Consider the following 20,141-nt stretch of genomic DNA (forward strand, 5'->3'; position numbering starts at 1 on the left):
TTTCTGAGTAATAAAGATGTGTCACCCGACTGCTCGGGGTGTCGTCGCCGTCGCCCGACTCACTCCTCGGGCCAGCGCTCGATGTACACCGTCTCGTCGGTGTAGAACCGGATCATGTCGTCGCCCTGGGCGTGGAGGTCCCCGAAGAACGACGCCTTGCGCCCGCCGAAGTGGAAGAACGCCATCGGCGCGGCCGTCCCGATGTTCACGCCGAGGTTGCCCGCCTCGGCCTCGTGGCGGAACCGCTTGGCCTCGGCGCCGCGCTCGGTGAACAGGCTGGCGGCGTTGCCGTACTCGCTCCGGTTGAGCGTCGCGAGCGCGTCGTCGAAGTCGTCGGTCCGAATCAGCGAGAGCACCGGGCCGAAGATCTCGTCGCGCGCGACGGTCATCTCGGGGTCGACGTCGCCGAACACGGTCGGCGCGAGGTAGAACCCCTCGTCGGAGAGGTCGGCGTCGCGCTCCCGGCCGTCGAGCAGGAGCGTCGCGCCCTCCTCGACGCCGGTCTCGACGTACTCCCGGACGGTCGCCTCGTGGTCGTCCGTAATCAGTGGCCCCATCTCCGTGTCCTCATCGAGGCCCGCACCCACAGTCAGGCTCGCGGCCTCGTCGACCACGCGGTCGGCGAACTCGTCGTAGACGTCGTCGTGGACGACCGCGACCGGGTTGGCGAGGCAGCGCTGGCCGGAGTTGGCGAACGCCGAGGAGACCGTCTGCTCGGCCGCGAAGTCGAGGTCCGCCGAGTCCGAGACCAGGATGTGGTTCTTCGCGCCGCCCTGGGCCTGGACGCGCTTGCCGTGCTTCGCCGCGGTCTCGTAGACGTGCTCGGCGACCGGCGTCGAGCCGACGAACGACGCGCCGACCACGTCGTCGTGGGCCAGCAGCGCGTTCACGGTGTCGGGCCCGCCGTGGACCAGGTTGACCACGCCGTCCGGGAAGCCCGCCTCGTCGATGAGTTCGAACAGCTTCCGGGCCGTGAACGGCGTGCGCTCGCTCGGCTTGAGGACGAAGGCGTTGCCCGACGCCACCGCGTAGGGCAGGAACCACAGCGGGATCATGCCGGGGAAGTTGAACGGCGTGACGGCGGTGAACACGCCGAGGGGCTGGCGGACCGCGGTCTCGTCGATGTCCGGCGCGGCGTTCGGGAGGTGGCCGGCCTGGAGCATCGACGGCATCCCGCAGGCGACCTCGACGTTCTCGATGCCGCGGCGGAGCTCGCCCTTCGCCTCCCCGAACGTCTTGCCGTGCTCCTCCACGAGCACTTCGGCGAGCTCGTCCTGCTGGTCTTCGAGGAGCTGCTTGAGCTCGAACAGCGGCTGGATGCGCTCCTCGACCGGGCGGGCCGACCAGTCCTCGAACGCCTCGTTCGCTTCGGCGACCGCCTCGTCCACGTCGCCCTCGTCGCTGAACGGCGTGACGCCGACCCGCTCGCCGGTCGCGGAGTTCACCACGGCCTGCTCGCCGTCGCCGGCGGGGTCGCGCCACTCGCCCGCGACGTAGTTCCGGGCCCGCTCTACCTCGGTCGCCTCACCGGTCGACAGCGGCGTCTCGCTCATCTCACGCCACCCTCGTCTCGGTGAGTTCGATGCCGCGGTCGGCGAGCTCGGCCGCGAACTGCTCGGGGTCGAGCAGTTGCTCGGGCGGCTTGGCGCCGGTGTCGAGGGCCTCGCCCGCGCCGACGACCTGGGCCGCGACGCCCATCGGGACGCCGGTCCAGACCGCGGTGGCCTTCAGCCCCCAGTCGTCGAGCCGCGACTCGACGACCACGCTCGACCGATAGTGAGCCGGTTCGCCGTCCTCCTCGCCGGTCACGTCGACCTTGAACGACTTCCATTCCTCGACCGCGCCGGGCTTGGGCTGGCGGTCGAGGTGCCAGTCGAGGAACTCCCGGGGGCTGAACTCCGCACCCTTGAACTCGACCCCCTCCTCGCTGGTGAGGTTCAGGCCGATGAGCACGTCGCAGATGTTCACGAGGTCCGGCGAGAACGCGACGCGGAAGTCGACCGTCTCGACGCCCTCGAAGGTGTAGGGCATCGTCGCGAGCTCGGAGTGGATGCTGTGGAACCCCTCGACCTCGCCCACGGGGTCGGGCATCGTGTACGTCTCGCGGCCCGAGAGCGGGTCGAGTTCGCGGTACTCGCCGTCCTCCCAGACGATGGGGTTCATCGTGAGCTCGTCGAGGATGGTCTTCGCCGAGTAGGCGAACCCCTCGCCGCCGCCCTTCGCGCCGGTCCGGATGTGGATCTCGTCGACCCGGTCGAGGTGGGCCGCGCTCCGGGCGGTCGCGACGTTCGTGAGGCCCGGGCTCGCGCCGATTCCCAGGACGGCGGTCAGCCCCGCCTCGTCGAACCGCTCGTCGAGCTCGAGCTGGTCCTGGGTCGTGTGGTAGAGCCCGCCCAGGTCGAGGTAGTGGGCGTCGGCCTCGAGGCAGGCCTCCATCACGTCGACGTTGAACGCGTAGGGGAGCGCGTTCGCCACCACGTCCGCGTCCGAGAGGAGGTCGACGAGCGCCTCGTCGTCGGTGACGTCCACGTCGGCGACCTCGACGTCGCCGGGGAGGTCGGCCGCGAGTTCCTCGGCCGACTCGACGTCGGCGTCGGCGATGGTCAGGTCGGCGTCGCTGTTCTCCGCGAGTTCGTGGGACGTGGCGCGACCCATCGCGCCGCATCCGCCGAGTGCGATTACGTGCATCAGTAGTCCTTGTAGTTCATCATGACCGCCTTCGTCTGGGTCATCGCTTCGAGGTGCCACTTGCTGCCGTACCGGCCGCCCGAGCCGCTCTCGCCGTAGCCGCCGAACGGGAGCAGTCGCTCCCAGTAGTTGTTGGTCTCGTTGACGAACACGCCGCCGGCCTTGAGCCGGTCGGCCGCGTCGTGGGCGCGTTCGAGCGAGTCGGTGAAGATGGCCGCCTGGAGGCCGTACTGCGACCGGTTCGCGATGTCGATGGCCTCGTCGTAGTCTCGCGCGGTGATGACCGGCGTCACCGGTCCGAACGTCTCCTCGCGGGCGACGTCCATCTCCTCGGTCACGCCGTCGAGCACCGCGGGGTCGTAGAACAGGCCGTCGGTGTCACCGCCGGTCAACAGCTCCGCGCCCCGCTCGACCGCGCCGTCGACGTGGTCGACGACCTTCCGCTGGATGCGCTCGCTCACCATCGGCCCGACGTCGGTCCCCTCCTCGAAGGGGTCGCCGAGTTCGAGGCCCTCGGTCTTCTCGACCACCGCGTCGACCAGGTCGTCGTGGACCCCCTCGGTCGCGATGACCCGCTCGGTGCCGCAGCAGACCTGGCCGGCGTTCCAGTTGCTGCCCGTCACGATGCTCTCGGCGGCGTGGTCGACGTCGGCGTCGTCGAGCACGAGGATGGGGTCCTTCCCGCCCATCTCCAGCAGGCACTGGGCGTTGCGCTCGGCCGCGGTCTTCGCGATCTGCTGGCCGACCTCGGTGCTACCGGTGAACGCGATGAGCCGGACGTCCCGGTGTTCGACCAGCGCCTGCCCGGTCTCGCCCGCGCCCGTGACGAGGTTGAACGCGCCGTCCGGGAGGCTCGACTGGTCGAACGCCTCCGCGATGTGGTAGGCGGTCAGCGGCGTCTCCTCGGCGGGCTTGAACACCACGGGGTTCGCGGTGGCGATGGCCGAGTAGATGGAGCCGCCCGGCACCTCCAGCGGGAAGTTCCACGGGCTGATGACCGCACAGGGGCCGTAGGGCTCGCGCTGGGTGTAGGCGAACCGGCCGCGGAACTCCGAGGGCACCACGTCGCCGAACAGCCGGATGGCGTCGTGGGCGTAGTCGTCGCTGGACTCGATGACGTACTCGGTCTCGTCGTAGGACTCGTGGAGCGGCTTGCCCTCCTCGCGGGTGATGCCCTCCGCGATCTCGTCCTCGTTGGCCTCGAAGTAGTCGGTCACCTCGTCGAGCACCGCCGCCCGCTCGAAGGCGGTCATCGCCTCGAGATCGCGTTGGGCGCGGCGGGCCGCCTCGACCGCCTTCCGGACGTCCTGTCCGGAGCCGGCCGGGACGGTGTCGATGACCTCCCCGTCGACGGGCGAGTCGACCTCGATGCCCTCGCTGGCCTCGGCGTCGACCCACTCGCCGTCTATGTAGAGCTGTCTCATGCGTGAGTCACTCTATCGAATGGCGACGCGGGCCAAAAATCTTTCTGAAAAACCGGGTGTTATCCGCAAAGATTTCGGCGGCGGTCGCGTCGGCTCGGTTTCAGCAGCGTCGAGGTGACGGTGCACCGCGTCGGGGACTCGCCGCGCTCGGCCGATCGCGTCGGACGCTGCGGTGGCCGTGTGCCGAGGCCGGCGTTCGATAAAACCACTGCGGAGCGAGAAGCGAGTGGAAGAACCTTCGGCGCCCGTCAGAGCGACGGGTCGTCGAGCGCCAGGTTGACCGACTTGCTCTGCGTGTACTCCGAGAGCGCCTCCTTCCCGCACTCCCGGCCGATGCCCGACTGCTTGAACCCGCCGAACGGGGTGCCGGGGACGGTGCCGAAGTACTGGTTCACCCAGATGCTCCCGGCCTCGACGTCGGCGGCGGCCCGGTGGGCCCGGGAGGCGTCGCTCGTGAAGACGCCGGCGGTCAGCCCGTAGGTCACGTCGTTGGCGATCTCGATGGCCTCCTCGTACGTCGAGTAGGTCGTGACGAACTGGACCGGCCCGAACACCTCCTCCCGGGCGATGCGCATCTCGGGGTCGACGTCGCCGAAGACAGTGGGTTCGACGTAGTAGCCGTCGGCGAGTTCGTCGTCGTCCGGTCGGCCGCCGCCGGTCAGGACCGTCGCGCCCTCCTCCCTGCCGAGGTCGAGGTACTCCTCGACCTTCTCGCGGTGGGCCGCGTAGCAGAGCGGCCCCTGGTTGGCGTCCTGCAGCGGGTCGCCCACCGACCGGGACTCGACCGCGTCGAGGTAGCGGTCGAGGAACTCGTCCTCGATGTCCTCGTGGACGAGGATACGGGTCCCAGAGTCGCACGACTGGCCGTTGTTGTAGAGGCCCGCGACCGCCGCGGTCTCGGCCGCCGACTCGAGGTCGGCGTCCGGGAACACCACGAACGGGTTCTTCCCGCCGAGTTCGAGCGTGACCGGCGTCACGTCGGCCGCGGCCGCCCGCATGACCTCCCGGCCGACCGGGACCGACCCCGTGAACGACACCTTGCGGATGCGGTCGTGGCCCGCGACGGCCGCACCGGCCTCGTCGCCGAAGCCGGGAACGACGTTCAGCACGCCGTCGGGCAGGATGCCCTCGGCCAGCTGGGCCGCCCGGACCACCGCGAGCGGGGCCTGCTCGGCGGGCTTGGTGACGGAGGTGTTGCCGGTCGCGAGCGCCGCGCCGACCTTCCACCCCATCAGGAGGACGGGGTAGTTCCACGGGAGGATCTGGCCGGTCGCGCCGTACGGTTCGCGCCGGACGTACGCGAACGAGTCGTCGCCGACGTCGGGCACCGACCCCTCCTCGCCGACCGCCGCCGCGGCGTAGTACTCGAAGAAGTCGATGCCGGTCTCCGCGTCGGCCTTCGCGGCGTAGAGGGGCTTGCCGACCTCCAGCGTCTCGAGGAGCGCGAGCTCGTCGAGGTGGTCCCGGAGGACGCTCGCCCACTCCCGGATGCGGTCGCCCCGCTCCGTCGCGGTCAACTCGGCCCACTCGCCGTCGGCGGCGGCCTCGGCTGCCGCCACCGCGGCGTCGACGTCGGCCCCGCGCCCGCGGGCCACCTCGGCGATGGGGGCGCCGACCGCCGGGTCCTCGGGCGCGAACGTCTCGCCGCCGGCCGCCGCGGCGGTCTCGCCGTCGACGACGAGGCCGAACTCGACGCCGTCGGTCGCTGCTTCGATTGCCGATTCGTGATTCGCCTGGAGTGAGTCGTCGTACGCTGTCATGGGAATGCTGTCGTCGGGAAAAGTTTCGTGCGGTCGGGGTGCTTCGAGTGCTGTGCGGTTGGTTGGGGGTGCTTCGATCGGTGTGCGGTCGGGGTGGTTCGAGCGCTGCGCGTCGGTCTCACTTCGTCAGCACGACCACGTTGTCGGTCGTCCAGCCGACCGTCACGGTCCGGCCGGTCGAGAGGTAGTCGCCGCGGTCGGTTATCTGCATGTCGACTGTGAGCATCTGGCCGTTGTCGAGCCGCACCTCGAACTTCCCGAAGTTGCCCTTGTAGATCTCGTCGACGACCTCGGCCTCGAACTCGTTGGCCAGGCCGCCGGCCTCGGGGCCGAGCCGGATCTTCTCGGGTCTGACCGCGAACGAGACCTCGCCCGACGCCTCGGGCTCGGACGGGACCCGGAACTCGAGGCCGTCGCGCTCGACGACCGCCCCGTCGTTCGTCTCGGCGTAGTCGCCCCGGACCAGGTTGGTCTCGCCGATGAAGTCGGCGACGAACTCGGTCTCGGGCTCCTCGTAGATCTCGGTCGCCGACCCGAGCTGTTCGAGCTGGCCGTCGTTCATCACGGCGATCTCGTCGCTCATCGTCAGCGCCTCCTCCTGGTCGTGGGTGACGTAGACGAAGGTCGTCCCCAGCTCCTCCTGGAGGTTCTTCAGCTCGACCTGCATGTTCTTCCGGAGCTTGAGGTCGAGCGCACCGAGCGGCTCGTCGAGCAGCAGTACGGTCGGTTCGGTGACCAGCGCCCGCGCGAGCGCGACCCGCTGCTGCTGGCCGCCCGACAGCTCCGAGATGTCCCGGTCCTGGAAGCCGGGGAGCTCGACGAGTTCGAGCACCTCGGCCACCCGGGCCTCGATCTCCTCGCCGCCGGTCCGGCTGACCAGCCGGCCGAGCGCGCCGCGCACGCCGCTCCGGCTCGCGGTCGCGGTCCCGCCGTCGGGCGCCGTCGCCCGGGCGTCGCCGTCCGCGTCCGCGCCGGCCCGCGTCGCGTTGCGCTCCTCGGGGAGCCCCTGCATCTGGAGGCCGAACGCGACGTTCTCGCCCACGGTCATGTGGGGGAACAGCGCGTACGACTGGAACACCATGCTGGTGTCGCGCTCGAACGGCGGGACGTCGTTGACCCGCTCGCCGCGGATGGACACCTCGCCCTCGGTGGGGGTCTCGAACCCGTCGATGCACCGGAGCAGCGTCGTCTTGCCGCAGCCCGAGGGGCCGAGCAGGGTGAGGAACTTCCCCTCCTCGATGTCGATGCTCACGTCGTCCACGGCGACCACGTCGCCGAACCGCTTGGTGACGCCGTCGAGCCGAACGTCGTAGTCAGTCATCGGTCAGGCGTTCTGGATCTCGGTCCACGCCCGACTGTATATCTGGGTGGCCTGTCCGATGTTCTGGATGTACTCGAGCTGGTCCATCGTCTGGTCGTCGGGGTAGATGCTCTCGTTGTCGAGGATGTCCCCGCTGATGTGCTGCTCGGCCGCCTGGTTGGGGCTGCCGTAGTACGTCCAGTTGGTGATGGCCGCGCCGACCTGGGCGTTGAGGTAGTAGTTCATGAACGCGTGGGCCGCGTTCGGGTTCTTCGCCTGCTTGGTGAGCGCCCCGTTGTCCACCCAGATGACGCCGCCCTCGTCGGGGACGACGTAGTTGATGGGCGAGGAGCCGTCGCTGTACGTCTCCCAGTACGCCTGGAACGCGGCGCCGGACCAGGCGTGGACCGGGCTGGCCTGCTCGTTGATGAGGTTGACGGTGGTGTTCGAGGAGTCGTAGGTCTTCAGCAGGTCCTTCTGCTCGATGAGCAGCTCCTTGGCCTCCTCGATCTTGGCCTCGTCTTTGGTGTTGAGCGAGTAGCCGAGCCGCTTGAGGGTCGCGCCGATGGTCTCGCGCATGTCGTTGAGCATCGTCATCTGGCCCTTCCACTCGCTGTTCCACATCGCCTCCCACGAGTTGATGGAGACGTCCCCGCCCAGCATGTTGGCGTTGTACGCGATGCCGCTGGTCCCCCACTGGTAGGGGACCGAGTACAGGCCGGGGTCCGGGTCGTACGGCGTCCCCGTAAACTGGTCCGAGAGGTTGCCGAGGTTCGGAATCTTCGCCTCGTCGATCTGCTGGACCATATCCTGGCTCACCAGGACGTTTATCATGTAGTCGCTCGGGAAGATCAGGTCGTACTGGCTCGTCCCGCCCGCCTTCAGCTTGTTGAACATCTCCTCGTTGGAGGCGTAGTTCGAGACGTTGACCTTCACGCCGTAGGCCTGCTCGAAGTCCTGGACCGTGCCGTCGGGCCAGTAGTCGCCCCACTGGAAGATGTTGAGCTGGTTCTCGAGCTCGTAGTCGAGCTCCTGCAGGCCGTACTTCTCGCGCGGGTTCGACGACCCCGCCGTCGTGGTGTCCGACCCGGCAGTCGTGGTGTCGGCCTCGGTCGTGGTCGTCGACTGCCCCTCGCCGTCGCCGCCCGTGCAGCCCGCGAGCCCGGTCAGTCCGACCGCGGCCAGCGAGCCGGTCGTCTTGAGGAACCGCCGTCTGTCGCCTTGGTTGGAATTTTGCTTGCCCATCTGTATCACACCATCTCTTTCGGTCAAAGGCGGGTCTTTGACATAAAGATTGTGGAGAAATACGACCGAATCCGAAATTTTTCTACCAGATGGGGCCCTCGAACCATTGGGCGACCGCCACGATACCCATTGTGACCACGATGATGAGCGCGGCGACGACGTTCACGCCGGGCGTGATGCCCTGCCGGACCATCGAGAAGAAGAAGATCGGCAGGGTGTTCTGGTTGCCGATGATGAAGAACGTCACCACGAAGTCGTCGAAGCTCATCGCGAACGCCAGCAGCGCGCCGGCCATGATGCCGGGCTTGAGCAGCGGAAGGGTGACGTACCGGAACGTCTCGAGCTCGTTCGCCCCGAGGTCCTTGGCGGCCTCCTCGAGGGTCTCGTCGAAGCTCTGGAGCCGCGCGAGCACCACGATGGTCACGAAGCTGATGTCGAACGCGATGTGACCGATGGCCGCGGTGTGGAGCCCGAGCGACATCCCGACGATGTTGAAGAACAGCAGCAGCGAGATGCCCATCACGATGCTGGGGATGATGATGGGCATGTAGACGACGCCCGTGAACAGCCCCTTGCCCGGGAACTCGTAGCGGTTCAGCGCGAACGCCAGCATCGTCCCGAAGACGACGCTCACGACGACGGTGACCACCGCGATCTCGACCGAGTGGACAAGCGCCGAGAACGCGGCGTCGGGGTTGACCCGCGCGACCGTGTTGCCGGCGAGCAGGTCGGCGTACCACTCGGTCGTGAACCCCTGCCAGACCAGCGCGTACCGCGAGTCGTTGAACGACAGCGCGATGAGGACCGCGATGGGGACGTAGAGGAACAGGTAGACCAGCGCCGCCTCCAGCGCGAGCAGCGGTCCGCTCCAGTCGAACACCCGCGACCGGAGCCGGGCGAGCAGGCCCCGGTTGTCGGTTCCGACGCTCACGCGATATCAGCGCTCCCGTAGCGCTGGTAGACCGCGATGGCCAGCAGCATGATGCCCATCAGCGTGAACGACCCGGCCGCGCCCAGCGGCCAGTTGCCCGCGGCGCCGAACTGGTTGGCGATGAAGTTGCCGATCATCTGGCTGTTCGGTCCGCCGAGCAGGCCCGGGATGACGTAGGCGCCCGTGCTGGGGATGAACACCAGCAGGCTCCCGGCGATCACGCCGGGCATCGACAGCGGGAACACCACCCGCCGGAACGCCTGGAACTGGGTCGCGCCGAGGTCCATCGCGGCCTCCCGGAGCGTGAAGTCGATCTCCTCGATGCTCGCGTACACGGGCAGTATCATGAACGGGATCCAGATGTACACCAGCCCGACCATCACCGCGAACCGGGAGTTCATCAGCGAGTCGCCCGCCGCGAACCACGGCAGGAATCCGAGCATGTTGGTGAGGATGCTGTTGCCCGACAGCAGGATCTGGATGGCGTAGATGCGCACAAGGAAGGAGGCCCAGAACGGAAGGATGATGAGCACCAGCAGCAGGTCCTGGTACTCGTCGGGCGCGACCCGGCCCACGAAGTACGCGACCGGGTAGCCGACGACGAACGAGATCACGGTCGCCAGCGCCCCGAAGCCGATGCTCTTTATGGTGAGCTGGACGTACGGCGTCGGCTCGCCCGCGGCCAGCTGGAACGACCCGGGGACGAAGGCTTCGATCGCCCACGCGACCGTCCACCAGGCCGCCTGGAGCACCGAGGCGTCGTCCGGGACGAAGAAGAGCCGGTACTGTTGGAGCCCGAGGTACTCGGGCGCGATGAGGACTTCTCCGAACGCGCCGCGCTGGCCGAAGCTGTAGTAGAACATCACGGCCAGGGGCACGAGGAAGAAGACGAGCAGCCAGAGCGCGCTCGGACCGGCGTTCAGGACCAGTCCGGTCCAGCGATTCCGTCGTAACCGCCGGAGGAGCGACGACCCGGACTCTCCCTCCCGCTCGCGGGTAGTGTGTTCGCTTGCCATGCGTTCCTGTCACGCATCGTCGGCGCGTCCCGAAATAAGTTTTGCCCTATTCGGAGATTGTCCGATGATCTTACCCTCGATAGCCGGAATCCAGACAAAGTTTTTGTTGCCGAGGCCAGTAGGTCCAGCAGGATGAGCGCGGACCCCGGGACGTTCGAGGTGGCACTGTGCCAGTACGAGTTCGCCGACGTCGAGTCGGTCGACGCCCTCCGTCGGCGCGTCGAGCGGCTGTTCGACCGGGCGGGCGCGGCCGACTGCTACGTCCTGCCGGAGCTGTTCGCCAGCGACTGTCTCCCCGCCGGCGGCGAACTCGCGACCCTCGACTCGGCCCGGCGGGCCGCGCTCCACGACGCGCTCGCCGACGCGGCCGCCGACCGAGAGGCCGTCGTCGTCGGCGGGTCGTACAACGTCGCCGAGGACGGGGCGGTGTACAATCGGTGTCCCGTCGCGACGCCGGACGGGGGCGTCGAGACCTACGACAAGCGCCACCTCATCCCCGAGGAGCGAGCGGCGGGCAAGCGCGCGGGCGAGACCGACCCGCCGGTGATCGAGCATCGCGGGGTCGGCGTGGGCGTCGCGGTCTGCTACGACGTGGAGTTTCCCGAACTGGTCCGGGGGCTCGCCGACCGCGGCGCCGAGGTCGTCGCGGTCCCGTCGTGGACGGGCGAGGAGGCCGGATTCCAACGGGTCCGGCGGTGCGCGGCCGCCAGAGCGGTCGAGAACCAGTGCTACGTCGCGCAGGTCAGCGTCGTCGGCGAGCGGTCGGCGGACCTGCGCGGCACTGGCCGGTCGGCGGTGTTCGCACCGTGCGACGACGTCGTCGGCCCGCGGGGCACCCGGCTCTCGCTGCCGCGCGACGAGGCGGCGGCCGGAACGTGCTCGGTGGACGTGCGTGCACTTCGACGATCGCGGTCGGACGCGTCGGTGCGACCCTACACCGACGCCGCGGGACGCGAGGAGTGAAATATGGACAGAAGCAGAACGAATACGGGAACGCGGAGAGAACCCACGGATATGAGCATCGACGAGATTGACGCGAAGATACTGAAAATTTTACAGGCGGACGGCCGGACCGCCCTGTCGGAGATCGCCCGGCGGCTCGACATGGGGAGCGCCACGATCCACGAGCGGGTCAACACCCTGGAGGAGGAGGGGTACATCCAGGACTACCGGGCGGTGCTCGACGCCGAACTGCTCGGCCTCGACAAGGTGGCGTTCATCCGGGTCGAGACCCGGGCCGGGCGGTTCTCGGAGGTGGCCGAGCGGCTCGCCGAGGAGGGCGCCATCCAGGAGATCCACGAGCTCACCGGCGAGGCCGACCTGCTGTTGAAGGTCCGGGTCGGCGACCGGGAGGACCTGACCGACTTCCTGAGCCGCATCGGCAAGTACGAGGGCGTCGTCTCGACCACGACCGACGTGGCCCTCCGGAGCGTCAAGGAAGAGAACCGGCTGAACATCCCCGACTGATGACCGGATGGGACCTCTCGCCGTCGGTCCGGAGCGAGGTCGGCCGGCTTGAGCGCGCGCTGGTCCACGAGCCCGGCCCGGAGTTCTCGACCGTGGTCGACCCGGACGCGTGGAGCTGGGACGGGCTCCCCCGCCAGGAGACCGCGGCCGAGGAACACCGGGCGCTGGTCGAGCAACTGGAGGACAGCGGCGTGACGGTCCACCGCCTCGACGGCGCGCGCGAGGGGCTGGCCGAGTCGCTGTTCGTCCGGGACGTGGGCCTCGCGGTCGAGGGCGGCCTCGTCGTCGGGAAGATGGTCGAGGAGACGCGCCACGGCGAGGAGCGCCGGGTCGCCGAGCGGGCGCTCGACCTGGGAATTCCGATCTACCACACGGTCCACGGCCCCGGCGGGTTCGAGGCCGGCAACGTGGTGTGGATCGACGAGGAGACCGTCGCCGTCGGCCGGTCCCAGACCACCAACGCCGAGGGCATCCGGCAGGTCCGGACCGTGCTCGAGACCTACGACATCGACGTCGTGGAGGTACCCATCTTCGGGAGCACCGAGAGCACCGGCCAGACCCACCTCGCGCTGGTGTTCGGGATGGTGGCCGAGGACCTCGCACTGGTCTACCCCCAGGCGGTCCCCCCGGAGTTCCTCGAACTCCTGCACGACCGCGGGATCGAGACGGTGAAGGTCCCGATGCGCGAGCAGCGGAACCGCGCGACCAGCACGGTCGTCGTCGAACCCGGTCGGGTGCTGCTCCCCTCCGGCAACCCCCGCGTGCGGGAGTCGCTCGCCGAGCGGGGCATCGACGTGGTCGAACTCGACCTCAGAGAGATCCGGAAGACGGGCGGCGGGCTGAAAGGGCTGGTCCTCCCCCTGGAGCGGAGCTGACCGGGCGCTTTTCCCCGCATCCGGATAGAAGCCGTATCATTTTCGTGTTTTTCACGTTTTTGCCAAAGATTTATTGAGAGCGGTTCCGTCGTGTGTGACGATGAGTCTCGGTGACAAAGAGCAAGAGCGGGACCACGCAGAGCGACTCCGCGAGCGGACGGGCAAGAGCGAGCAGTTCTTCGAGCGGGCCAAGCGGACCACGCCCCTCGGCGTCGAGTCGAACGTCCGCGCGTTCGACCCCTACCCCTTCTACGTGGAAGAGGCGGACGGCTCGTACCTGTACGACGTGGACGGCAACGAGTACCTGGACTTCCTGCTGGCACTCGGCCCGATCATCCTCGGGCACGGCCACCCGGAGGTCCGGGAGGCGGTAAAGGCGCAGGTCGACAAGTGCGACCTGACAGCCACGCCACAGCCGATCGCGATCGAGTTCATGGAGAAGGTCGCGGAGATGACCCCCAGCATCGAGAAGGTCCGACTGGCCAACTCCGGGAGCGAGGCGACCATGCACGCGATGCGGGTCGCCCGGTCGTACACCGGCCGGGACAAGATCGCCAAGCCCGAGGGCGGCTACGCCGGCGCGCACGACTACGCCCTCCAGAGCGTCTACGCCAGCGAGGACGCCCTGGGACCGGCCGACGCGCCCAACACGGTCTCGTACGGGACGGGCATCCCCGAGGCGGTCTCGGACACCGTGGTTCCGTTCCCGTACAACGACAAGGAAGCGACCGAGGAGATCCTCCGCGAGCAGGCCGACGACGTCGCGGCGGTCATCATCGAGCCGGTGATGTTCTCCTGCGGCTGTCTCAAGCCCCGGGACGGCTACCACGAGTTCCTCCGTGACCTGACGGAGGAACTGGGCATCGTCCTCATCTGGGACGAGGTGATGACGGGGTTCCGGCTCGGCCCGCAGAGCGCGCAGGGCCGGTTCGGCGTCACGCCCGACATGACCACCTTCGCGAAGGCCGCGGGCGGCGGCTACCAGATGGCCGGCTTCGGCGGGAAGGCCGAGATCATGGACGAGATCGCGCCGCCCGAGAAGAAGGAAGACGAGAAGTGGCACGCCTCGGCCTTCCACGGCGGTACTTACAACGGCCACCCGGTCTCGGCCGCCGCGGGCCTCAAGACCCTGGAGATCCTCGACGAGCGCGACGTGTACGAGCACATCGAGGAGATGGGCGACCGGCTGTTCACGGGCCTCCAGGAGGTCGCCGACGACGTGGGCATCGCCGCGAACGTCCAGCACATCGGGTCGATGGGCCAGGTGTACATGACCGACCACGACATCCACAGCTACCGGGACACCTGGCACGCCAACGAGGAGCAGTTCGCCGACTGGTGGCTCGAGGCCGCCGGCGACGGCGTGCTGTTCGGCAACCCGATGCAGGGCGAGCGGTTCTTCACCACCTACACCCACACCGACGAGGAGATAGACCGGGCGCTGGAGACCGCCGAGGACGCCTTCCGCGCGGTCGACCACGAGTACGAGTGAGCTCGACCGAGAGATGATGAACGAACAGGAATCGCGTTCCGGAGAGAGTTCGACCGAGGGCCGACGCGGGGCGAAGGACCGCCCTCGCGGGAGCTACGACGTCATCGTCGTCGGCGGCGGGGTCGTCGGCTGCGCCGTCGCCCGCGAACTCGCGGCCGACCGCGAGGTGCTGGTCGTCGAGCGCGGCCAGATCGCCGGCGAAGCCACCGCGCTCGCGGCCGGCGAGATCACCATGTCGCCGTCGTACACCGACGAGCCCGGCATCGCCGACCACGCCAACGAGTTCTTCCGGGCCTACGACGGCACCGGCGAGTTCTCGTTCGCCGAGCGACACAGCGTCGAACTCGTCCCGCCCGACCGGGAGGGCGAGGCCCGCAGGCGCGTCGAGCGGCTCGCCGACCGGGGCGTCGCCGTCGAGTTCCTCGAACCCGGGGCGGTCGAGCGCCGGCACTCGCGGTTCGACCTGTCGAGGTTCGCCGGGGCGGTCCGCCACGAGGACACCGGGTTCGTCGACCCCTACACCTTCGCGGTCACGCTCAAGGAGGACGCCGAGGCCCGCGGCGCGACGATTCTGACCGACACCGAGGTCGCGGGACTGGTGACCGATGGAACCGGTATCGCGGGCGTCGAGACCGACGCCGGCGCGTTCGAGGCGCCACAAGTGGTCGTCGCCGCGGGGTGGCGGACCGAGCCGTTCCTCCGCGACCGGCTCGAGCTCCCGGTCCGGCCGTACCGGACCCAGTGCGTGGTGCTGGACCCCGACGAGGCGCTCGACGAGGACTTCCCGATGGGCTGGGTGCCCGGCGAGCACGTCTACTTCCGGCCCGAGCGCAACGGCGACCTGCTGGTCGGGGGCTGGTCGTTCGCCGAGGACGACCCCGAGGGCGCGAGCGACCGGGAGGACGAGGCGTTCCGCGACCACGTCGCCGACCTGGTCCCGGGCTTCCTCCGGGCGTTCGACCGCGCCCGGTTCGTCAACGGCTGGGCCGGCGTGGACGGCGCGACCCCGGACACCCGCCCCGTCGTCGACGCGCCCGCCGAGGCCCCCGACGGACTGGTCGTCGCCACGGGGTTCCACGGCCGCGGGGTGATGACCGCGCCCGTCGCGGCGACCGCGGTGCGCGAGCTGGTCGGCGGCGAGCCGGCGCCGTTCCCGCTGTCGCCGTTCGCGCTCGACAGGTTCGAGTCGCGGAGCCGGGACTTCGAGTTCTTCAGCATCAGCGCGGGCGACTGAGCGAGAGAGATCTCTCACAGCACACTACCAACCATGACAAACGCGAACCGAGACGCGAACGGACGCCCGGAGAACGCCATCTACCGCAGCGCGGACCACCCCGCCGAAGGACAGTCGGTGAGTCGAACGGTGGTCGAGGCCGTCGCGACCCTCGAAGACGCGGACGAAACCGAGCTACCCGCTCTCGCAGCGTTCGTCGACCCCGACGCCCTGAACAGCCTCTTCGGGGCGCGGTTCGACGGACGCCGGCGGGCGGTCGAGGGACGAGTCGAGTTCGAGTACGCCGGCTACCGGGTCGCCGTCGAGTCCGACGGCGCGCTCACCGTCAGTCGAACCCCGGCCGACGAGTAGCGCGCCGGCGGGTCACTCGTGGGGGTGACACCGCTCGATGGCCTCCCAGACCGACTCCTTGCGGCCGAGGAAGGTGATGTGGTCGCCGCTCTGGAGGGTGAAGTTCTCGTCGGGCACCTCGGTCTCGCCGTCCCTGCCGACCAGCGCGATGAGCACGCCGTTCGGGAGCTCGTCGTCGAGCTCCGCGATGGTCTTGCCGACGAGGTCCTCCGCGGTGACCTCGATCTCCTGGACGTCGCCGGTCCGACCGAGCTCGGTCATCCAGTTCGAGAGCGCGGGCCGCTCGATGACGTTGTCGATGGCCCACGCGGTCGCCGACGAGGCGTCGATGGTCCGCACCCCGAGGTCCTCGAAGGCGTCGACGTTGTCGGGGTTGTTGGCCCGCGCGATGATGGTCTCGGCGTCGAACTTCGAGTCGGCCAGCTGGGCGACCAGCAGGTTGGCGTCGTCGTCGCCGGTCGCGGCCACGACGATCTTGGCGTTGTCCGCGCCCGCGCTCCGGAGCACTTCGGTGTCGGTGCCGTCGCCGTGGTGGACGGTGAAGTTCTCGGATCGGGCCATCTGTACCATCTCCTGGTCTCGCTCGATGATGACCACGTTCTCGCCGCGGTCTTCGAGGCGTTCGGCGAGCGACCGGCCCACCTTCCCGCCTCCGATGATGATTACACGCATGGGTATCACGTTCAGGTACTCGGCGATCTGTCGGGCGAACCCGCCCTCGAACACGACCGTCGTCAGGATGACGAGGAAGACGGTCCCGACGAGGACGTTGGCCGCCCCAGGCATGTTGGCGTTCTGCAACTGAACCGCGAACAGGGTGGCGACCGACGCGGGGATGATGCCCCGCGGACCGACCGAGCTCATGAAGATGCGCTCCTCGAACGTGTAGCGGTCGCCGGTCGACGACAGCAGCACGGCCGCCGGTCGGATGATCGCCGCCACGGCCACGACGACCACGAGCCCCTCGGGACCGAGCGCGAGGAGGTCCTCGAACTCGAGCAGGGCCGCCAGCGCGATGAACACGAACGACAGCACCAGCAGGGTGATGTCGCCCTTGAACGCCGCGATGTCCTCCTCGTAGGGGACGTCGAGGTTCCCGAGCAGGATGCCGGCGGTGGCGACCGCCGCGATGCCCGACTCGGTCGCGAGCTCGTTTGCGGCGCCGAAGGCGATGAGCGCGCCGGCCAGCGTGATGAGCCGGGCGTTCTGCGGAGCGTTGGCCGGCGAGAGGTCGACGTAGCGGAGCAGGTACCAGACCACGCCCGCGACGACGATGCCGACCACCACGCCGATTCCGAGCCGGCGCGCGAAGTCGGAGACGATGAAGCCGACCGTCGGCTCCGGCTCCAGCACGACCTCGAAGGCGACCACCGCCAGGATGGCGGCGGTCACGTCGTTGACGACGCCCTCGGTCTCCAGCGCGATTGCCACCCGGTCGCGGACGGGCACCACCTCTAGGATGGGCGTGATGACGGTCGGGCCGGTGGCGACCAGCAGCGCGCCGACGAGCATCGAGACGTCCCACGGCTGGTCGAGCGCGTACTTGACCACGACCGAGGTGCCGACGAGCGCGATGGCTGCGCCGAGGGTGACGAGCTTGAGCGTCGCCGACGGCGCCTCCCGGAGCTTCTCGACGGTGAGGTGGAACGCGCCCTCGAAGACGATGATGGCCACCGAGAGGCCGACGATGGCCGACAGCGCGCCGCCGAACGCCTCGGGAGTGATGAGCTGGAGCCCCTCGGGACCGACGACGATGCCCGACAGGATGAGAAACAGCACGCTGGGCACCTGGAAGCGGTCGGCCAGCACCTGGGCTCCCACGCCGAGGCCGATGATCGCGGCGACGATGGGGACGAGGGATGCGCCACCTTCTGCTGCCACTCTTGTGAGACCTCCGTGTCCGAACCGAATGGGGTAGGGACGTTTAAAATGGTCGAAAACGGTCAGGAGTTGGTGGTTGCGTGGCTTTATCAGCATGGGCTGTGAATGGTCCGGGTCGGAGCCGAAGACATCGGCACCGAGGGGACGCGCACCGGGCCGCGGCAACGCCTTGCCGCGGCCGACAACAGCCCGGCGTCGGACCGGCCCGGAGCCGAAACAACAGCTAATTAACCGCCTCGCGTCCACCGGGGAACCACCGTGGAGTCCGACCGCGCCGCCGTCGACCGCTGGGGCCGCGAGAGCCCGACGTACCGGGCGTTCAGCGAGACCGCCCGCGACCTGCTGGCGACCGACGACCGCTTCCGGGCGGCCCGCTCGGCGTGGGCCGAGTTTTTCGCCGCCAGCCACGGCGACGCGTTCGCCGAGGTGGACGCAGAGAACCCCGAGGACCGGCTGTTCGTCGACGCGCTGTACTACGACTTCGTGGTCGACCGCTTCGTCGACGCCGTCGAGCGGGCGGTCGGCATCGCCGTCGTCAACCGGGATCCGCGGGCGAACACCGACGCGCTGTCGGTCGACTTCCGCGCGCTCCACCGCCGCGTCGCCGAGGCTGCGGGAATCGCCGACGCGAAGTCGTCGGTTTCTGCCGAGGACCTCCGACGGGCCGACACCGCCTTTCTCCGGGAGCTGTACGAGGGAGTCGTCTCCCGGGAGCTCCGGCTGGCGCTCGGCGAGTACTACACCCCGAGGGGCGTCGCCGAACTCGCGGTCGACGCCCTCGACGTCGCGGACGTCCGGTCGGCCGCGTTCCTCGACCCCGGGTGCGGGTCGGGCGTCTTCCTCGCGGTCTGCGTCGACCGCAAGGTCGCGGCGATGCGCGAGGACGGCGCGACGCCCGCGGAGATCGTCGAAACGGTCACGGAGACCGCGTTCGGCGTCGACCTCAACCCGGTCGCGGTCAAGAGCGCGAAGCTGAGCTACCTGCTCGCGCTGCTGCCCGTCCTCGACGACGCCGACGTCGACGCGGTCGAGCTCCCCGTGTTCCTGACCGACGCGGTGGGGCTGACCCGCGAGGACGCCCTCCGGTTCCGGGACGAGCCGTTCGAGCCGACCGTCGACTACCTGGTCGGCAACCCGCCGTGGATCCCGTGGAGCCGACTCTCGGAGGAACTGAAGGCGGGCTGGCGCGAGGCCGACGCCGACCTCGGGCTGCTCCCCCACGACGGGGCGGCCTCCCGGCTGGGCCACGCCAACGACGACGTGTCGCTGCCGTTCGTCTGGCGGTGCATCGACCGCTACCTGGCGCCGGGCGGCGGCGCGAGCTTCGTCCTGAAGCGCGACGCGCTGACCGGTCCGGCCGGGAAGCTGCTCCGGACGCTGACCGTCGGCGACCGCCCGCTCGCGGTCGAGCACGTCCACGACTTCGGCGGCCTCCGGCCCTTCGGCGACCAGGTCGGCGCCGACGCCGCGGTGTACGCCTTCCGGGCCGACGCCGACCGCTCGTTCCCGGTCGACGCCACCGCGTGGACCGCCGGCGACGGGGACCGCGAGCCCGACTATGCGACCGCAGATGCGGTTCGAGAAACGCTGACCGCCGAGTCCACCGGCTTCGTCCCGGTCGACCCGGACGACGAGACGTCGGCCTGGATCCGGGCGGACGCCGAACGCGCCGCGCTCGGGGAATGCACCCACGATATCCGTCACGGCGTGAAGGACGACGCCAACGACGTGTTCGGCGTCGGGCGCGAGCAGTTGGCCGACCTCGAACCCGACCTGGTGTACCCGTACCTCAAGTCGCGTCACATCGTCAAGTACGGCCTGTTCGGCCACGACCTCCGGCTCGTCCCGCTCCGGAAGGCCGACGAGGACAACGAGGAGGAGCTACGGAGTCGGTATCCGGAGACCTACGCCTACCTCCGGCGCCACCGCGAGGCGCTGGCCGACCGGTCGTCGTCGTGGCTCGACCGGGGACCGTTCTACAACGTCTTCGGCCTGGGCGAGTACACCTGGAGCGAGTACAAGGTGGTGTGGTGCCGGCTGGGCTTCAAGCCCCACTTCGCGGTCGTCTCGACGGTCGACGACCCGGACCTGGGCGAGAAGCCGGTCGTACCGGGCGACCACTGCATGTTCGTCGGGACCGACAGCGAGCGCGAGGCCCACTTCCTCTGCGCGCTGCTCAACTCGGCGGTCTACCAGCGGTCGCTCCGCCACGTCGCCCCGGAGGGGAAGGCCAGCCTCTCGAAGGCGACCGTCTCGAACCTCGACCTACCGCCGTACCGCGGCGGGGACGAACAGCGGCGGCTGGCCGACCTCTCGATGCGGGCCCACGACGTCGTGCCCGAGCACGCGGACACCTCCAAGCGAGCGTACAACGCCAAGACGATACCCAAACTGGAGGCCGTGCAGGCCGACATCGACCGCATCGTCGAAGGGATGCTGGCGGACGGAACGCCGAAAATGGACCCACGGTGACGGGG

16 protein-coding genes are annotated in these 20,141 nt (G+C 69.2%); 7 read left to right on the forward strand and 9 right to left on the reverse strand.

Annotated elements, in window-relative coordinates; genetic code table 11:
• Window positions 1-59 precede the first annotated feature (59 nt).
• The 8 genes from DVR07_RS14215 to DVR07_RS14250 all read right to left on the reverse strand — a co-directional run bounded on the left by DVR07_RS14215 (window position 60) and on the right by DVR07_RS14250 (window position 10,364).
• Window positions 60-1,553 carry a CoA-acylating methylmalonate-semialdehyde dehydrogenase gene (locus DVR07_RS14215; protein WP_115797929.1) on the reverse strand — a complete coding sequence of 498 codons (1,494 nt, stop codon included), beginning with the start codon at window positions 1,551-1,553 and terminating at the stop codon, window positions 60-62.
• Window position 1,554: 1 nt separating this feature from the next.
• On the reverse strand, window positions 1,555-2,688 hold the full coding sequence (locus DVR07_RS14220; RefSeq protein WP_115797930.1) for a saccharopine dehydrogenase family protein: 1,134 nt from the start codon (window positions 2,686-2,688) through the stop codon (window positions 1,555-1,557).
• A complete protein-coding gene (locus tag DVR07_RS14225) occupies window positions 2,688-4,112 on the reverse strand; it encodes an aldehyde dehydrogenase family protein (RefSeq protein ID WP_115797931.1) in 1,425 nt (474 codons plus the stop codon). The genes DVR07_RS14220 and DVR07_RS14225 overlap by 1 nt, the downstream gene beginning before the upstream one ends.
• 248 nt (window positions 4,113-4,360) lie before the next feature.
• Window positions 4,361-5,872, reverse strand: a complete 1,512-nt coding sequence (locus tag DVR07_RS14230) for an aldehyde dehydrogenase family protein (RefSeq protein ID WP_115797932.1) — start codon at window positions 5,870-5,872, stop codon at window positions 4,361-4,363.
• A gap of 118 nt (window positions 5,873-5,990) precedes the next feature.
• Window positions 5,991-7,193 carry an ABC transporter ATP-binding protein gene (locus DVR07_RS14235; protein ID WP_115797933.1) on the reverse strand — a complete coding sequence of 401 codons (1,203 nt, stop codon included), beginning with the start codon at window positions 7,191-7,193 and terminating at the stop codon, window positions 5,991-5,993.
• A 3-nt stretch (window positions 7,194-7,196) separates the two neighbouring features.
• Window positions 7,197-8,417, reverse strand: a complete 1,221-nt coding sequence (locus DVR07_RS14240; protein ID WP_115797934.1) for a polyamine ABC transporter substrate-binding protein — start codon at window positions 8,415-8,417, stop codon at window positions 7,197-7,199.
• Between the two features lie 82 nt (window positions 8,418-8,499).
• Window positions 8,500-9,348, reverse strand: coding sequence for an ABC transporter permease (locus DVR07_RS14245; RefSeq protein WP_115797935.1), 849 nt, complete (start codon window positions 9,346-9,348; stop codon window positions 8,500-8,502).
• The gene (locus DVR07_RS14250) at window positions 9,345-10,364 is read right to left on the reverse strand and encodes an ABC transporter permease (RefSeq protein WP_115797936.1); all 1,020 of its coding nucleotides are present in this window, start codon (window positions 10,362-10,364) and stop codon (window positions 9,345-9,347) included. The genes DVR07_RS14245 and DVR07_RS14250 overlap by 4 nt, the downstream gene beginning before the upstream one ends.
• Window positions 10,365-10,496: 132 nt before the next feature.
• On the opposite strand from DVR07_RS14250, the gene DVR07_RS14255 reads away from it, so the two are divergent.
• The 6 genes from DVR07_RS14255 to DVR07_RS14280 all read left to right on the forward strand — a co-directional run bounded on the left by DVR07_RS14255 (window position 10,497) and on the right by DVR07_RS14280 (window position 15,783).
• Entirely contained in the window at window positions 10,497-11,327 is an 831-nt protein-coding gene (locus tag DVR07_RS14255) for a nitrilase-related carbon-nitrogen hydrolase (protein WP_115797937.1), read from the forward strand.
• Window positions 11,328-11,378: 51 nt separating this feature from the next.
• Complete coding sequence (locus DVR07_RS14260; protein WP_115797938.1) at window positions 11,379-11,831, forward strand: Lrp/AsnC family transcriptional regulator; 453 nt, start codon at window positions 11,379-11,381, stop codon at window positions 11,829-11,831.
• The gene (locus tag DVR07_RS14265) at window positions 11,831-12,706 is read left to right on the forward strand and encodes a dimethylarginine dimethylaminohydrolase family protein (RefSeq protein WP_115797939.1); all 876 of its coding nucleotides are present in this window, start codon (window positions 11,831-11,833) and stop codon (window positions 12,704-12,706) included. The genes DVR07_RS14260 and DVR07_RS14265 overlap by 1 nt, the downstream gene beginning before the upstream one ends.
• A gap of 100 nt (window positions 12,707-12,806) precedes the next feature.
• Window positions 12,807-14,198, forward strand: coding sequence for an aspartate aminotransferase family protein (locus DVR07_RS14270; protein WP_115797940.1), 1,392 nt, complete (start codon window positions 12,807-12,809; stop codon window positions 14,196-14,198).
• Between the two features lie 16 nt (window positions 14,199-14,214).
• Entirely contained in the window at window positions 14,215-15,432 is a 1,218-nt protein-coding gene (locus tag DVR07_RS14275) for an FAD-dependent oxidoreductase (protein WP_115798347.1), read from the forward strand.
• Between the two features lie 33 nt (window positions 15,433-15,465).
• Window positions 15,466-15,783 (forward strand): HalOD1 output domain-containing protein, encoded by a 318-nt coding sequence (locus tag DVR07_RS14280; RefSeq protein ID WP_162829576.1) that lies wholly within the window; start codon window positions 15,466-15,468, stop codon window positions 15,781-15,783.
• Between the two features lie 12 nt (window positions 15,784-15,795).
• On the opposite strand, the gene DVR07_RS14285 is transcribed toward DVR07_RS14280, so the two are convergent.
• Entirely contained in the window at window positions 15,796-17,664 is a 1,869-nt protein-coding gene (locus tag DVR07_RS14285) for a cation:proton antiporter domain-containing protein (protein WP_115797941.1), read from the reverse strand.
• Between the two features lie 258 nt (window positions 17,665-17,922).
• Between DVR07_RS14285 and DVR07_RS14290 the strand changes: the two genes are divergently transcribed.
• Window positions 17,923-20,136, forward strand: a complete 2,214-nt coding sequence (locus DVR07_RS14290; protein WP_115797942.1) for an N-6 DNA methylase — start codon at window positions 17,923-17,925, stop codon at window positions 20,134-20,136.
• Window positions 20,137-20,141: the final 5 nt, after the last annotated feature.

Origin of the sequence: Halorussus rarus (genome assembly GCF_003369835.1) — an archaeon.
In the GTDB taxonomy this organism is placed as follows: Archaea; Halobacteriota; Halobacteria; order Halobacteriales; family Haladaptataceae; genus Halorussus; species Halorussus rarus.

Excerpts from the sequence above, each read along its gene's own strand:
- DVR07_RS14240 (WP_115797934.1), bottom strand. The coding sequence starts at position 8,417 with ATGGGCAAGCAAAATTCCAACCAAGGCGACAGACGGCGGTTCCTCAAG.
- DVR07_RS14250 (WP_115797936.1), bottom strand. The coding sequence starts at position 10,364 with ATGGCAAGCGAACACACTACCCGCGAGCGGGAGGGAGAGTCCGGGTCG.
- DVR07_RS14275 (WP_115798347.1), top strand. The coding sequence starts at position 14,215 with ATGAACGAACAGGAATCGCGTTCCGGAGAGAGTTCGACCGAGGGCCGA.
- DVR07_RS14230 (WP_115797932.1), bottom strand. The coding sequence starts at position 5,872 with ATGACAGCGTACGACGACTCACTCCAGGCGAATCACGAATCGGCAATC.
- DVR07_RS14220 (WP_115797930.1), bottom strand. The coding sequence starts at position 2,688 with ATGCACGTAATCGCACTCGGCGGATGCGGCGCGATGGGTCGCGCCACG.
- DVR07_RS14265 (WP_115797939.1), top strand. The coding sequence starts at position 11,831 with ATGACCGGATGGGACCTCTCGCCGTCGGTCCGGAGCGAGGTCGGCCGG.
- DVR07_RS14215 (WP_115797929.1), bottom strand. The coding sequence starts at position 1,553 with ATGAGCGAGACGCCGCTGTCGACCGGTGAGGCGACCGAGGTAGAGCGG.
- DVR07_RS14270 (WP_115797940.1), top strand. The coding sequence starts at position 12,807 with ATGAGTCTCGGTGACAAAGAGCAAGAGCGGGACCACGCAGAGCGACTC.
- DVR07_RS14260 (WP_115797938.1), top strand. The coding sequence starts at position 11,379 with ATGAGCATCGACGAGATTGACGCGAAGATACTGAAAATTTTACAGGCG.
- DVR07_RS14235 (WP_115797933.1), bottom strand. The coding sequence starts at position 7,193 with ATGACTGACTACGACGTTCGGCTCGACGGCGTCACCAAGCGGTTCGGC.
- DVR07_RS14280 (WP_162829576.1), top strand. The coding sequence starts at position 15,466 with ATGACAAACGCGAACCGAGACGCGAACGGACGCCCGGAGAACGCCATC.
- DVR07_RS14225 (WP_115797931.1), bottom strand. The coding sequence starts at position 4,112 with ATGAGACAGCTCTACATAGACGGCGAGTGGGTCGACGCCGAGGCCAGC.
- DVR07_RS14255 (WP_115797937.1), top strand. The coding sequence starts at position 10,497 with ATGAGCGCGGACCCCGGGACGTTCGAGGTGGCACTGTGCCAGTACGAG.